Raw genomic sequence first — 15117 nt, 5'->3', positions numbered from 1 at the left:
CGTCTGGACCAAGAAAAAGGTCCGCCAGCGTCCCTTCAAAGGTCGACGTATCACTCAGCTCTGATTCCGGGTACTAGCATCATAATTGACGCTACCCGACAGACGGGCAAGCTCGCCTTCTTCATCCCGTGAGCGTCCTCACGCTTGGGTGTGACGCGCTTCTCGATGATCGGTCCTATCGCGCTCAACCGAAGGCGCTCTTTGCTGGCTTTTCCGAGGCGCTGCCGAGCCGCTGAGTATCATCGCCTTCCTGCGCGAAATGAGCAAGCTGATGACGTCTATTTGCGTGCTTTCCTGATTGAGCGCTCACCAGCATCACAATGGCATTCCAAGCAGCGACTTCGATCAATTGCGTCCTTAGACCCACTGGGATCTCAAAGCCATGGTCTAGAACTGGGCTTACTGTCAATGAACACGCATGATGGTTCCGAAGACGAGACGCAAGATCGGCGCGGCCTCTAGATCAAGTTTACGCGCTTGAGCGCATTGTGGCAGGTCGCTTCACTCGTTTCGGGATGGCCGTCGCATTGGATCATCGGCCGTTGGTCCGACGTGTCTGCGGATACCCATATCCGCGAACTCGCTGGCACCTACACATCGATGCCCGCGTCGGCCATAACCACGGGCTCAAGAGGGAACTCATGCGCGGCGGCCATGGCGCCAACTTCTAACCTCGTGGACAAAGGCGGCGCACTCATCCTTGACAAAGAGAGGCGCGGCTACGTCCATGATACAATAGATGCGTGCACGGCGCCTTTTATCAGCGGCAAATGCTGGAAAAACAATGTCCTGATCCAGGAGGATGTTGAAGATATATAGCCGGTCGAATCTCCGGTGTGGCCGGACCTCGAGGGCTTGCCGATCGTTTGCTCGACGACGCGGCCAAGCGTCTCTGAAGAGCTGTTTCGTGCGGCGATCGCGCCAATCAGGATCGTAGGTCCGAAGAGCTGGAAATTAATGGTTGTCGACCTCATCATTGAAGCCGTGGTAGCTGTCCGTGTCCGTGCCCGCCATGCCTCCGATCTGCAGCGACGAGCCGTTTCGGACGATGATGTCAGTCCAGATCACGACCGGGGCTTTGTCCGAATGCAAACTTGGAATCGTACCGTCCCATCAGTTTGCCGCCCCCGGGGGACAGCAGCTGATGGCCTGCGGCGCGGGCTTAGGCGGTTTGGCTGACCTGGGCAGTGATGCGCCGCGAAGATCGGAGCTGATGCTGGTGATGTCACGGTCGCGAAAGCCAGCACGACGGCGGGGATCATTTGGGCGCTACTGAAAAGGAGGATATACCATGTCCCGAGCCGCTGAGTGCAGTGGCCGCCGGCTGATGAAGACAGTGACCGCCAAAGCGGTCTGACTGGCGCAGGCCGCAAGAGGCCAACGTGCAGCAGCATGTTTTTTTTGCTGCAATCGGGATTCCCAGAGGGGACAATTTATGATGCTAGGGAACGCGGGCCAGGATGGATGACGCGACCCTATTCGGAAGATCGTCGTGAGCTGGCTCTGGCGAGGGCTGACGGGGGCGAGACGGTTCGTTTCATTGCGGAAGCACTTCAGATCAGTCCTTCCTGTGTGACGAATTGGAAAAATCTGCGGCGGAGACCGGAAGCGTTTCGCCCGGCAAGATCGGCGGTCACAAGAAGCCGGTTCTGTCGGGCACCAACGCCGAATGGCTGCGCAAACGCATTCGCTCTGGACCATTCACTTTGCGGAAGCTGACGCAGGAACTGGCTGCGCGCGGGATCAAGACAGATGTGCGGGCGGTGTGGACGTTCGTTCACGCCGAGAAGCTGAGCTTCAAAAGCGATCCTGCCAGCCGAACAAGATCGTCCCGATATCGCGCGTAAGCGGGCGCGTACCGCTTCACGCCTTGTCTTCATCGACGAGACTTGGATCAAGACGAACATGCCCCGCTACAAGGTTGGGGACCGAGTGGGCAACGGCTCCAGGCTTCAGCGCCTTTCGGCCACTGGAGGACCATGGCCTTCATCGCGGCACAGCGCCATGACCGGATCAGCACCCCATGGGTCATCGATGGCCCCATCAACGGCGAGCTCTTCACCCTTTACATCGAACGGGTGCTGGCGCCGACCCTCGCAAGGGGTGAACTTGTCATTCTCGACAATCTCGGCAGTCACAAAGGCAAGGCGCCGCGCAATGCCATTCGCGCCACTGGAGCCCATCTGCTCTTCCTGCCGCCGTATAGCCCCGACCTCAATCCGATCGAGCAGGGCTTCGCCAAGCTCAGACACCTGATGCGAGCCGCACAGACGCGTGACTTGGCGAGCGCTAGATGGTGAGAGCATCGCTGGACAGATTGACCGAACTGACTACATCTTCTTTTCATGTCGCAGGCACCGCGACATTAGAGCGTTTTATTTTTTGATGGAAGCGTATCCGGCATTAACGAAGTAGTTGCTGCATTCGCCGGGCAGAATGCTTCTGACGAGGTGGCCGATGTGGTCGCAGGCGTCGTCGATCGTGCGTTTCTGTGCGATGCGCATCCAGTGCTTGATCTTGGCGAATACTTGCTCGATCGGGTTGAGATCGGGTGAGTACGGCGGCAGGTACCACAGCCTTGCGCCGGCTTTCCGGATCATCTGCCGGACGGTCGGCGATTTGTGGCTACCAAGATTATCCATGACGACGATGTCGCCAGGTTTGAGCACTTTGACGAGTTGCTGTTGGACATAGGCGCGGAAGCTTTCGCCGTTGATCGGTCCGTCGAACACGCAAGGCGCAGTGAGCTGGTCAGAGCGTAGGGCACCGAGGAAGGTCAGGGTTCGCCAGTGACCGTGCGGCGCAAAGCCGCGCAACCGCTCGCCCTTGGATCCCCAACCGCGCAGCGGGGCCATGTTGGTCTTGATCCAGGTCTCGTCGATGAACACCAAGCGGTTTGGATCGAGGCGATCCTGCAAGCTGCGCCAGCGCTGCCGCCGCCGCGCGACGTCGGCGCGGCCCTGCTCAAGGGCGAACAGTGTTTTTCTGAAGCTGAGACCTTCGCGTCGCAGGAAGGTCCATACCGCATGGTGTGAGACTTTCACGCCTCGCGCGGCAAGTTCGTCCTTCAGCCCGTGCAGCGTTAGATGTGGCGTCTGCCTGATCCGCTCCACGATGAACGCTCGATGCGGCTCCAGAACCGGTTTTCGGTGACCGCCCATCTTGCCCGGCGCCACCGAACCCGTCGCGCGATAGCGCTGCCGCCACTTCACCACGGACGACACTGCAACATCGAGCCGGGCCGCCACAGCATGGCAACTCTCGCCGGATTCCACCGCCTTTACGGCTCGTTCACGAAGATCATTCGAAAGAGGTCGGACCATCCGATACTGGCCTCCGATCCAGCCAGCATCTTGAATCACAAACCGCCGCCCGACGGAATCCCTCCCGATTCAATCAATGGATGAACCGCTCTAGAACGCAGGACGAATACGTCATCGCTTGGAAGGTCACGTCGGACGGAGCCATTAGGATTGCGTCGGCATATGCAAAGCCGATCGAATTGGGCTGGCAAGCCTTCGCGCTCTCATTGATTGCTGCTGAGGTGGCTGACGGAGAAAGGGACGCGAATCGCCGCTTTGTGGAAGATCCGACCAATCTTAACTTCGTGACAGACCGCACAAGGCAAGCTGGGCGATCTCCTCGCGCAGGGTCGTTGCAGGATCATTGAACCGGTGAGCGTAGATTACGTGCCGAACATGGGAGGGACACTCACCCGACCTGAACCCCATCGAACAAATCTTTGCCAAACTCGAGCATCTGCTCCGCAAGGCAACAGCACGAACCGTCGATGCGGTCTGCGCCGCCATCGGCGAACTCCTTGATGCATTTGCACCCGAAGAATGCGCCAACTACCTCAAAAACTCAGGCTATCGAAGCTAGTCCCTTCACGCCTTAACGGCGAGCCTCCCAGGAGGCTAGCGCCCAATGCTCTGTGCCTCGATCATATCCGTTCTCAGCTCAACCCGCTATCCCGATCGCTCTTGAAGGACCGTGCCGGAGCGCTCGTCTGAGCTCGCCGAACTGGTTGAACATGACGATGAGAGCGATTATTCCGGCGCCAAGCTCTGCGAGCGCTTGACTGGCTAACAGTCCGTTAAAACCCGCTACCAGCGGGAATAACAGTACGGCCGGTATGAAGAGATACCCCTGCCTGGCCAAGGACACAATTGCACTGAGGCGCGCTCTCCCAAATGACTGAAGCATTGCCGTCACGAAACTCTGCACCCCAAACAGTCCAAAGAAGAGATGGAACACGATGCAGGTCGAGACGGCAATTTCGGTGACGTTCTCGTTATCGCTAAATAGGCTCACCAAAGGCCTCGCAAAAATCACAACGGCCGCAGAATACAGCACCGAGAATGCGATCGTCACGAAGAGCATGAACTTCGCAGCCTTCAATATACGAGCATAGTCGTGTGCGCCCCAACCGAACCCCAGGATAGCTTGAGCGCCAATACAGAACCCGGTGATAGGCAGTGCGCCGACCATCAAGATACGCACAGCTATTCCAACCGCGGCGATCGAATCATCGCCGAACGGCGCAGCAGCTCCGTACAACAGCATAACGGCAATAGCAGACAGGATACTCGTCATTGTCGCCGGCGCGCCTACCAACGCGAGCTGCCTGATGCGATCTGCTCGCAATGATATGTGAGATATCCTGACGAGAACTGTCCCGCCAAGCTTCGAAAAAAACGCGATATAGAGTCCAAAAGCAGCGATCTGAGATACCAGCGTTGCGAGGGCTGCGCCTCGCACGCCGAAGTCAAGTAAGAATATGAAGACGGGATCAAGCACAGCGTTCAATATAAACGCGATCATCATCGCCCACATGCTCAATCGTGTATAGCCCTCGGCTCTGACAATGAACCCGCTGACGGTATTTAGTAGCATCGGGGTGTACCCCAACAAAACCGTTCCCGCGTAGTCGAGCGCCACGGGCATGATGCTTGGGGTTGCTCCGAGCGTTGCGAATATCCCTGGCAGATTTGGAAGCACAGCGAGGGTAACTGTAATACCGATCGGGGCGGTGAGCGCGAGTGCTGTACTTGCGCCTCGACTCGCTTCTAGGTACTCACGAGCGCCCAGATGACGAGATATGAACGACGCTGTTCCAACACCGATCCCCTGTCCGGCTGCGGCGAGCAGGACCACGATCGGCAAGGTCATGCTAACAGCTGCGATCGCCTGCGCGCCTAGGGCCCCAACAAAGATCGCGTTGACGACCTGCTGCAGCGCATGGATCGACAACCCAACAACAGACGGAATGGCGAGCCGCAGGATAAGACCCAAGAGATTCTGGTCGGTTAGGTCGACGTGCTGTTTTTTCTTTGGCATAACATTGTGCTCGCTGTCGATTGCGAATTCCGCATCCGGCTCATTCACGGACGAACGTGTCTCTAACGTTTTCCAAATTCGCCGATGGCGTACTCAGCGCAATCCTCTCCGGATCTGCTCTTCACCAAAGCTGATTTTTGACTGGTCGATTTTCCTATGCATACGCCTCCCATCAGTCGTAGCCTTCCGCGCCTCTGAACAGCGAGGATCCCGACTGAGGTGCTCGTGGGTAGCCACCCAGGTTCTGACAGTGCCGTTCCGCCCTTTTATTGGGCTTCGTGCCGGTTGCGTTCACTTCTATCGATGACGATCGGTGGGGGAACGCGGCCGGACCCTAGGGCCTCAAGTTGCCTTTGGCATCTACCGGATCTTGTAGTAGACGCTCCATCGTCTGCATGGCACACGTAATGAACGTGCTCAGAACCACTTTTGCCATTCGACGATGTCGTGCAATCTTTGCACGACATCGGGTCCTCGTCGCGATAGACGAACAGCAGGCTGCCGGTCCCGGCGAGCGTGGTGACTGGATTTGCGTCAGCAAATCGCGCCGCGTAGGCCGTCACTCGCGGACACGAACTGAAAATTCGTGTGGCCGCAGCCGGCAGCCTGCCAGACCGGTCGATGAGAGTGGCTTGGACAATTTCTGCTTCGACCGACAGACCGCCCTGACGCCGTCGAGCGGCGGGCCATCGCGTACTGCCTGGCTCAGCCGAAATGGCGACTCAGCGTGCAGTTCCACAAACACTCGGTATCACATGAAGATATCCCAAGCATTTAAGTTCGAGGCAGCGCACCGACTTCCAAAGGTCGCGCAGACACATCGCTGTCATCGGATGCATGGTCATTCCTATCGGATCGAGGTCGTGCTGAACGGGGCCGTCGATCCGCACACCGGATTCGTAATGGATTTCTTCAACATGGAGGAAGCGTTCGGCCTTCTTATAAAGAAGCTCGATCACCAGTACCTGAACGAAGTCCCGGGACTGGAAAATCCGACGGCGGAAAATATCGCCATCTGGATCTGGGAGCACGCGAAACCGCACCTCGCCCAACTCTCGAGCGTGAGGGTGTACGAGACGACCGATAGTTGGGCGGAATATGACGGACCCGATCGCTGACTTCAGCGCTCATTTGGGACTATGTCGATGCGGCGTGCCTGTCGTTCTTCGGCTCAGAAGCGGACTTGCTCGATCTGCGATTCGGCTCTTCATCCGCCTCGCCCGCGGCGATTTCCGCGCTCACGGAAGAGCCCTTGGGTCTGACGGGAGATCAGAGGACAGCGCCCGGTTTGGCTATGAGGACACCCATCACGTGACGGCATTCGAAAAGCTTCCGGCCAAACGATTCGGAATCCCGCGTTGGCTAACCGCCGGGACGATCTGAGGGGATTTGTCCTCAGGAGCGAATTCGATGATTGTACCGGCGAGACGACCCGTCATCCCGGACGCTACGCGGCTGGGCGACTTGGTGCTGCAGCAGGTCGGCGCTAGCCGCCAATGCGAGGAGCACGGGTGCATGCAGGATCGCGCGACCCGCACGTCCGCGAGCGTGCCATACACATCGCCGTCAATACCCCCCGTTCGACACTTCGGCGGGCGAAGCCTCAATTGAAGCTGGCGAGGTGCTGGACTCGAGCGTCCGCGCTGACTGGTCACGGATGCGTCCCTTGGCCGACTGGTTATTTCCACCCAGCCGATAGCTGCGGACGTAAACCGGGCGAACAGCTGTCCATACGAACCGATGCCTCGCCCCGCCGCATCGATAGAGTGCAGTCAGGCCCGCACCGATCGCGGGTTCATCCCGGGAACATCCGATCCCCAAACCTTAGCCAAAATGGCGGCCGCGCTCGAGCAATCGCCGGACTTCGCGTCTTGCGCCGGCTCGTGTCGCGCCCAGAATTCGCGGGGATTGAATTTCTTGGGAACTATCCTAGGCCTGCAGCAAATCAGCGGTCCCTTTTCAGACAGCAATGCAGCGCGGTCAGGAAGTGAATAATTCTCCATCAAGAACCAATTGAAAATGGGTACGCCACTCATTGGGGGAACATGGACTCTGTCCCTGTCACGGGCGAGGTCAATCTTGCGAGTTATGCTGCCGTGATCTCCGGCAAATCACGTGGCGGTGGGCCCGCTCGGTAACAACAGCATCCGCCTGTCGGAGCAGAAACGGATCCGCGACGCGCTCTTCGCCGAACACATGATACCCCCCAAGCTTCGCACCACCGGCTTGAAGGTCCGGATGCGCAAGGCAACGTGAACCCCTCCCAGGCATCCGTCGGTGGTCGCGATGTAGTCCTTCACCTCGGGCAAGCAGTAGATGAGACGAAGCGCAGCAGCCGCGGATCATCCTTCCTGTCCGCCCCATGAACTGCAGGCACCCAGTGCGATCAAGTTACCGCGGTCGGCGAGCAGCGCCCCCACGCTAGCGGAGCGATCGAGCAAACTCGGGTTGATCGTTACGGTTACCGCTTGGCCAGGTGGACATCGGATGCTCCGACGAAGGCGAGCTCGGCGGCGTTCTGGACGTGATCGGAACTCGCGTCGGCGCGGTGATCCGACGCGATCGCGACATAGAGCGCCGGCAGCACGAAAAGCGTGAACAGCGTGCCGATGGACATACCCGCGACGACCACGAGCCCGATCGAGAAGCGGCTCGCGGCGCCAGCACCCGTTGCGGTCAACAAGGGTAAGAGGCCCGTGACCATCGCCGCGGTGGTCATCAAGATTGGACGGAGGCGGACGCGCGCCGCCATCTCGATCGCCGAGCGGGGATCGAGTCTCTCCTTGATCTGCAGCTCATTGGCGAACTGGACCATCAGAATACCGTGCTTGGATATCAGCCCGGCCAATGTCAACAGTCCGATTTGGGTGTAGATGTTCATAGTCGCCAAGCCAAAGAATAGCGGGATTAAGGCGCCGGCGATTGCCATGGGAACGCTGAACATGATGATGAGGGGATCGCGCAGACTTTCGAACTGCGCCGCAAGCACCAAGAAAATGACGATGAGTGCAAACGCAAAGGTGATAACCAGTTTGTTACCCTCCTGCACATATTGACGGGCGTCCCCGAGGAAGTCGTGGCTGAACTCTGCGGGCAGTTTCATTGCCTCGCCCTCGAGGAAGTCCACAGCCTGACCGATCGTGACGCCGGGCATCGGTACGGCTTGGAAGGTCGCGGAGTTGAGCTGGTTGTAGTGGGTGAGTGCGTTCGGATCGGTCGCAGTCTCGATGGAGACCACGGTCGATAGCGGCAGCATCGAGCCCGCCGCAGTCTTGACATAATAGCCCCCAAGTGATTCCGGCGTCAGGCGCTTCTCGCGCGGCACCTGCGGGATCACTTCGTAGGAGCGGCCCTGCAGGTTGAAACGATTGACGTAGTTTCCGCCAAGGAGGGTCGCGAGCGCGCTACCGACGTTCTGCATGGTGATGCCAAGGTCGCTCGCCTTGGATCGATCGACCTTGATTCGCACCCCCGGCTGGTTGAACTCAAGGTCAGAGTCGCTGACCATGAACAGACCGCTCTTGCGCGCGGCATCCTTCAGATTCGACATCTGCTCGTAGATGTACTGGAAACCGAGCGTCGACTTGATCACCATCTGCGCTGGTAAGCCACCCGAACCGCCCGGAAGCGGCGGCAAGCTAAAGGCAAATGCGTTGATGCCTTCGAGTTTGGACAGCTCGGCCTGGACCAGCGATTTCAGCGCGATCGATGAGCGCTTCCGCTCGGCCCAAGGCTTAAGCAACATCCCGGCCATGCCGCCCTGCGGACCGCTGATGCCGTTCAGCACGAAGCGAAAATCCGTCTCGGGAAACTTCTGGAGTGCCTTGTCGAGCTTGGCGCCGTAATAATCCAGGTAATCAATATTGGCGTATTTCGGCGCTTTTGTCAGTGCGAATACGATGCCCTGATCCTCCTCGGGTGCGAGTTCCTTGGAAGTATGCATATAGAGAAAGGCGACGAGGCCCAGCATGGTCAGCGCAAACAGCCCGGTAACCGCGCGATAGTCGAGCGAGCGGTCGAGCTTGCGGCCGTACCAGCGCGTCATGGCGCTGAACACACGAGTCACAAACTTTGCAAACCGCCCCTCTTCAGCGCTCTTCAGGAAGACCGCGCACATCATGGGCGACAGCGTCAGCGCGATCACGCCCGACACGATCACCGAACCGGCCAGTGTAAACGCGAATTCGCGGAACAGCGCGCCGGTGATGCCACCGAGAAAGCCGATGGGGGCGTACACGGCGGCCAACGTAATCGTCATGGAGACGACGGGGCCGACGATCTCGCCCGCGCCATTCGTAGCGGCCTGCGCGGGCGACGCACCTTCTTCCATATGGCGATGAACGTTCTCCACCACGACGATTGCGTCGTCGACCACGAGACCGATCGCAAGCACCATCGCAAGGAGGGTCAGCAGATTGAATGAGAACCCCAGCGCCAACATCATGCTGTAGACGCCAATAATGGACAGCGGAATGGTGACGACGGGAATGATGACAGACCGCGGCGAGGCCAGGAACAGGAAGATCACCAATACCACGATCGCGACGGCCTCAAGGAGCGTCTTCTCCACCTCGTCGATCGATGATTGGATGAACTTGGTGGAGTCGTAGGCCACTTCCATCTTCAGCGATGGCGGCAGGCTGCGCTTCATTTCTGGAAGCAGTGCCCGAACGCCTTGCACTATGGTCAGTGGATTGCCTTGTGGGCTCGCCTGCACGGCGACGAAGATCGCGTGTTCGCCGTTCATCGCGACGCTGGCGTTTGTGCTCTGCGCCGCAAGCTCCACTGTCGCAATGTCCTCCATGCGCACAAAGCCGCCGTCATTGGCTTTGACGATCATACGCTTGAAGTCATCAACACTCCGCAGATCAGTGTTGACCGTGACGTCGGAGAGAGTGAAATAGCCCTTAGTCTGGCCGGCCGCAGCCTGGAAGTTGTTGGCCGCGATTGCAGCCGAAACATCAGCTGGCGACACGCCGTGGCCCGCCATTCTCGCGGGATCGAGCCATAACCGCATCGCAAAACTCTGGCCGCCCAGGATGTCTGCCGCTGCGACGCCATCTACAGTTGACATAACCGGTTGCACCACGCGCGAGAGATAGTCGGAGATTGCGCTGGCCGTCAGTTTTTCGCTGGAGAAGGCGATATACATGACAGCTGTGGTCTGACCGGCAGATTTGGTGACGACTGGATCGTTCGATTCTTTAGGGATTAAATATTTGACCGAGTTGACCTTGGAGAGCACTTCAGTGAGCGCCTCGTTGGGATCGAAATTGAGCTTGATATAGACCTGGATGGTCGAGGTACCCAGCACCGAGGAGGACGTAATGTAATCAACGCCTTCGGCCGAACCGAGCGCTTGCTCAAGGGGCGTGGTGATGAACCCCTGGATCATGTCGGCGGAGGCGCCAGGATAAGAGGTTGTGATATTGACGACCGTGTTGGTCAGCTTAGGATACTGCCGGATTGGCAAAACGGTGGCCGCGCCAACGCCGGTCAGCAGGATCAGGAGACTGACGACGATAGACAATATCGGACGTTTGATGAAGAGCTCGGTAAATGCCATCGCGACGCTCGCATTCAAGAGACTGACGCAAATTCGCCAGTAAGCCAGGCTACAGCAACAGTCATCAACGCGGCGACTGTGGCTAGGGGCACCTTCTCAGGGTAGAGCCCATGTTTCTCTTAAGCTAGCAACCGCCCCGGGGGGCCGGCTCGAAGCAGTAGAGCTGAGCCTCTGGGCAAAGCCGCAGACAAGCTCAAGTGTCAGCTCCGTCGTAGCAGCCGATGTCCAGGATCACTGGGTCTTGCTTCTGGAGGAAGCACACAATGTGCTGATGGACCTCCAACGCGGAAGTGGGCTCACGTATTTCCATTTAACCTCGTCCCACGCCTCAATGGCAGCAATGCCTTGCAGCACACTTATCAACTCAGCTTAGGATTTCGCGCCGCCCCACCGTTCGGACGATCCAGCTTCGACGCTGAAACTACAGACAAGCCGACGGGCAGCTCAACTCTACAGAGGTAAGCGGGCGATATAGAACGGGTTGCAGAACCTATACCAACGTTTGTCGACGCGCGACGCCCGCATGAACCGCGCGAGACTTGTGATGTTGCTCGAGAGCACAGGCGTTTCCCTTCGGTCTTGTGCTTCACGATGAACCGGCCATCTCGGGTCCGCCCGCAACAGTAAGTGAACCCCAGGAAGGCGCAGGTGTCGGCCACCGCTCGCCGCGCGGCTGACGCGGGAGGGCCGCGAACCGCGCCAAACTCGATCAACCGGGTTTTGTCCGCATGGAGCGTCGGCCAGTCGCGCCTTGAGGGCCAAGAGCATTTCCTGGGCATCTGCCTTGCTCTTGAAGCCGATGACGACGTCGTCCGCAAAGCGCACGGTCACAACGCGAGCGCGTGCATGGCGACCACTCCAGTGGTCGACCCAGAGATCGAGGATGCAATGCAGGAAGATGTTGGAAAGGAGCGGACTGATCCTGCCCTTTGCGGCGTGTGTCTTGCTTCTAGCCGCTCTCAAGAACGCCAGCTCGCAGCCGCAGCTCGATGAGCTGCAGGATACGAGGATCGGCAATCCTGTGCGCCACCATCCGCAGCAGCCACTCGTGGTCGACCGAATCGAAGACACTGGATATGTCCTCATAGCCGGATGAAGGGGCATCAAGCTCCATCTGAGGATTCCGCGCGGCCGGAAGCCGTAGGCCCGAGGAATTCGACCTCATAGGCGGCGCCCAACACCTCGGCGACCGCGTTTTGGACGATCTTGTCCTCTAGCGGCCGGCACACCGAGAGGCTGCCTACCCCCGTCGGCTTGGGGACGTAGACGCGCCGCACCGGCTGTAGCCGGTAGGGACAGTGTGGACCGTGCGCAGAGATCGCGGATTGATCCGTGAGCCCCTCTTCGTACTTTGCCTCCGTTATCCCGCCGACCTCCGCGCCGGCCTGCCGGCTTTTGTCGTCGAAACGCCCGAAGCAGAGCGTCTTTGTCGATGTGGTGCAGCAAGGCTGTGAACCGGTTTGGACATATGGTCGGCATGTTCCCCAACGAGGAGGCATGGTTCGCCTCATTGGAGCGGTCCTGCTCGAACAGAACGATGAATGGGCCGTCCAGCGTGCCCGTTACATGACACTGGAAACCATCGCGCCTTTGAGCGATGATTCGCGCGTCAGCCTTCCGGCCGCCAGCTGACCGGCCCGGCTCTCTTGCCGGCGAATCGGTTGCCCGAGCGCCAGTTACAGCATGCTGAGAAACACGAGTATTTCTGACAGTGCTTTTCGCGCCCTACTGCGGAGCTCACGAAGACGCGATTGCTGGCTCTTGGAGCCTCGACGCAAGAGCGATCGAACAAGCGGAATAAGAAAAGACCCAATCATCGAAGGGTCCTTGGGCTCGGACCACCGCGTCTGGGCTGAACGTTACAGTTCGCCGGGGCTCTGCGGCAGTGACTACAATCTTTGGGGAACCGAGGACGGCTCCTACGCACCGGGCACCCGCACCCGCACCCGCACCCGCACCCGCACCCGCACCCGCACCCGCACCCGCACCCGCACCCGCACCCGCACCCGCTAACAAACTTACGCCGCCGCCACCCGCAAGTATTTTTACTCCGCTTTGCTTAGCATTTCTGCTCTGGACTACGCGCCTCATCGCCAGGAGTGCCCTCACGCACGCTGCGGCACTTGACGAATTTCATTTTCATTCGACGCTGCCGAAGTCAGCATGAGGGAGCGTTGCGAGTAATCGCTGCGGCTTGGCCGTAGCGCAGCGCGGAAATTTACGCTAGCTTCCGCTCGCGAGTTTGCAAATGCCTACCCGCATCCGATCATTCCGAAGACAACGAGCGACCATTCGACCGCTTGCCCCCTCCCATCCTCGGAGCTGGGATAATCCGGACAATGAGGAAATCTGGTTTGAGTTGGCGCGCGCCATCGGACGTCAGATCGCACGGGATGAAAATCATGGCTCGGGGCAGCCGATAGAGGACCGGCATGACGACACCGTCATCGAAGAAAACGGCCGTAATATACGCGCGCTATTCGAGCGACATGCAAAAGGCGAGCTCGATTGAGGGTCAGCTATTACTCTGCCGCAAGGTCGCATTGCGCAACAACCTCGATGTCATCGGCGAGTTTGTGGATGCCGCAAAATCTGGTCTTACCGAAGGTGCGCGGGACGGCTATCAGCGCTTGCTCAACGGTGTGCGAAACCAGGAGTTTGACGTAGTCGTCGTTGAGCATTACGACCGCTTGTCGCGCGATCCCGCAACCATCCAGCGTCTCAAGCAGGTTTTCGAGTTCAACGGCGTTGAGCTGATGGATCAGAAAGGAGTCTACGCGACCGCCACTGACATCAGCATCGCAAGTCTGTACAACACGATTTACAAGCCGCAGCTCGCCGAAAAGGTTCGGCGCGGCCATGACAACGCTGTTGCCAACGGAAGAATTCCTGGCTCATACGCCTATGGTTATCGGCCGAGGCCGGGCGCGCCCGGCGAACGCGTGATCGATGAGAACGAAGCAAAGATCGTGCTCCGCATCTTCAATGAATATGCAGCGGGCCGCTCGACCCGAACTATCGCCGCTGACCTCACCCGCGAAGGCGTGCCCTCACCAGGGGCAACTCGTCACAAGAACAAGGCCGGCCGCACTACCTGGAACCATCAGTGCATCACAGGCGGTCGGCATGGTCGCGGCATTATCGGCAACGAATTATATATCGGCGAGATACATTGGAACGTTCGCTCGACAATTCTCAACCCAGAGACGCAGAAGAAGCAGAAGCGCCGCAATCCGGCAGAACGCCACATTATAGTCAAAAAGCCAGAGCTGCGGATCGTTCCGCAAGTGCTCTGGGATGTAGCGCAGAAGGTTCGTAGCGTGCGCGCCGTATCTATGTTCGGACCGACTGGCAAGCCGCGGCGTCGCGCCGTGAGTCCGCGCAACACTGAGCACCCGCTTGCCGGTGTGCTCCGGTGTGGCGTCTGCAATGGCCATATGCGAATCGCTCAATCCTCGCGTAACGGTGCACCGCGCGCGGCATGCGCGAGCGCGCATCAGCGGGGCACCTGCGAGCACACCCGTAGCTTTGATATGGACGTTCTGCTCGAGGATGCCTCCGAGAAAATCCAAACGAAATTGCTTTCGCCGAAAGCCATTGAAGAGGCGATGCGTGCTTGGAAGGAGGAGCGCAAAAACGATCGGAACAATGGCAGCGAACACAGTAAGCTAGAGCGTCGACACCGCGTATTGACTACCGAGATCGAACGCCTCTCTTATGCCATCGCAAGTAGCCGCCGCAAGCCGGACGAATTGCTCAAGCGGATCGATGAGTGCGACCTGGAGCGGGAAAGCGTTGAACAGCGCTTGCGGCTGCTGGGCGGTGGCGGAGAAAATGTGAGTGGCTTCGATCGCCCGAAATTCAATGACCGATACCGCTCGGAGGTTAGAAAGCTTATTACCGCGCTCAAAACCAATCCGAAGGCGATCGAAACTCGCATTGCCTTCCGCAACTTGATTGAATGCATAGTAGTGCATCCGGTTCGCAAGCGTATGCCCTACGAATATACGCCCTACCTGAACAGCTCCGCGCTTTACGGAAAGAACCTTTTTCCCGAAAACCGCAGCAAGGAGCGAGAGATCAGCACGTTTGCATACTACGACAACGGCAAGTCAGGGAAATCCGTGTCCTCGTAGTAGACGCGGACCTGCATGTGGTGGCGGCCGTCGCGAATCTCGCCGTCGAGATGAGACATGAAGCTACTACTCATG

General features: G+C 58.7%; 8 protein-coding genes and 4 pseudogenes. 5 read left to right on the top strand and 7 right to left on the bottom strand.

Features of this window, described 5'->3' with window-relative positions; genetic code table 11:
* Positions 1-184: 184 nt before the first annotated feature.
* Both AC0L27_RS38485 and AC0L27_RS38480 read right to left on the bottom strand, forming a co-directional pair.
* The gene (locus tag AC0L27_RS38485) at positions 185-349 is read right to left on the bottom strand and encodes a hypothetical protein (protein WP_473323054.1); all 165 of its coding nucleotides are present in this window, start codon (positions 347-349) and stop codon (positions 185-187) included.
* A gap of 1204 nt (positions 350-1553) precedes the next feature.
* Positions 1554-1907, bottom strand: a complete 354-nt coding sequence (locus tag AC0L27_RS38480; RefSeq protein WP_409190682.1) for a hypothetical protein — start codon at positions 1905-1907, stop codon at positions 1554-1556.
* Here AC0L27_RS38480 and AC0L27_RS38475 point away from each other — a divergent pair.
* Positions 1890-2282 (top strand): annotated as a pseudogene (locus tag AC0L27_RS38475) (transposase); the annotation flags it as partial. The gene AC0L27_RS38480 and the pseudogene AC0L27_RS38475 sit on opposite strands and share 18 nt — an antisense overlap.
* Before the next feature lie 93 nt (positions 2283-2375).
* On the opposite strand, the gene AC0L27_RS38470 reads toward AC0L27_RS38475, so the two are convergent.
* Positions 2376-3341, bottom strand: coding sequence for an IS630 family transposase (locus AC0L27_RS38470; RefSeq protein ID WP_473323056.1), 966 nt, complete (start codon positions 3339-3341; stop codon positions 2376-2378).
* Positions 3342-3708: 367 nt separating this feature from the next.
* Between AC0L27_RS38470 and AC0L27_RS38465 the strand changes: the two are divergent.
* Positions 3709-3882 (top strand): annotated as a pseudogene (locus AC0L27_RS38465) (IS630 family transposase); the annotation flags it as partial.
* 78 nt (positions 3883-3960) lie between these two features.
* On the opposite strand, the gene AC0L27_RS38460 reads toward AC0L27_RS38465, so the two are convergent.
* Positions 3961-5388: an MATE family efflux transporter gene (locus tag AC0L27_RS38460; RefSeq protein ID WP_473323051.1), complete on the bottom strand. Its 1428-nt coding sequence runs from the start codon at positions 5386-5388 to the stop codon at positions 3961-3963.
* Positions 5389-6095: 707 nt separating this feature from the next.
* Here AC0L27_RS38460 and queD point away from each other — a divergent pair.
* Positions 6096-6458: a 6-carboxytetrahydropterin synthase QueD gene (queD, locus tag AC0L27_RS38455; RefSeq protein WP_409192722.1), complete on the top strand. Its 363-nt coding sequence runs from the start codon at positions 6096-6098 to the stop codon at positions 6456-6458.
* 1343 nt (positions 6459-7801) lie between these two features.
* Here queD and AC0L27_RS38450 read toward each other — a convergent pair.
* Together AC0L27_RS38450 and AC0L27_RS38445 are read right to left on the bottom strand one after the other, a co-directional pair.
* The gene (locus AC0L27_RS38450) at positions 7802-10906 is read right to left on the bottom strand and encodes an efflux RND transporter permease subunit (protein WP_369726406.1); all 3105 of its coding nucleotides are present in this window, start codon (positions 10904-10906) and stop codon (positions 7802-7804) included.
* A gap of 949 nt (positions 10907-11855) precedes the next feature.
* Positions 11856-12020, bottom strand: a complete 165-nt coding sequence (locus AC0L27_RS38445; protein ID WP_473323048.1) for a hypothetical protein — start codon at positions 12018-12020, stop codon at positions 11856-11858.
* Positions 12021-12377: 357 nt separating this feature from the next.
* Between AC0L27_RS38445 and AC0L27_RS38440 the strand changes: the two are divergent.
* Both AC0L27_RS38440 and AC0L27_RS38435 read left to right on the top strand, forming a co-directional pair.
* Positions 12378-12538 (top strand): annotated as a pseudogene (locus AC0L27_RS38440) (IS256 family transposase); the annotation flags it as partial.
* Between the two features lie 800 nt (positions 12539-13338).
* Positions 13339-15042, top strand: coding sequence for a recombinase family protein (locus tag AC0L27_RS38435; RefSeq protein WP_369726407.1), 1704 nt, complete (start codon positions 13339-13341; stop codon positions 15040-15042).
* Here AC0L27_RS38435 and AC0L27_RS38430 read toward each other — a convergent pair.
* Positions 15024-15101: pseudogene (locus AC0L27_RS38430) on the bottom strand (acyl-CoA thioester hydrolase); the annotation flags it as partial. The gene AC0L27_RS38435 and the pseudogene AC0L27_RS38430 overlap by 19 nt on opposite strands.
* Positions 15102-15117: the final 16 nt, after the last annotated feature.

Source organism: Bradyrhizobium sp. Ken51 (genome assembly GCF_055807435.1).
Note: the sequence above shows the minus strand (reverse complement) of the source record. Positions and strands in the feature narration are given on the sequence as shown.

Excerpts from the sequence above, each read along its gene's own strand:
- AC0L27_RS38480 (WP_409190682.1), bottom strand. The coding sequence starts at position 1,907 with ATGTTCGTCTTGATCCAAGTCTCGTCGATGAAGACAAGGCGTGAAGCG.
- queD (WP_409192722.1), top strand. The coding sequence starts at position 6,096 with ATGAAGATATCCCAAGCATTTAAGTTCGAGGCAGCGCACCGACTTCCA.
- AC0L27_RS38450 (WP_369726406.1), bottom strand. The coding sequence starts at position 10,906 with ATGGCATTTACCGAGCTCTTCATCAAACGTCCGATATTGTCTATCGTC.
- AC0L27_RS38445 (WP_473323048.1), bottom strand. The coding sequence starts at position 12,020 with ATGGAGCTTGATGCCCCTTCATCCGGCTATGAGGACATATCCAGTGTC.
- AC0L27_RS38435 (WP_369726407.1), top strand. The coding sequence starts at position 13,339 with ATGACGACACCGTCATCGAAGAAAACGGCCGTAATATACGCGCGCTAT.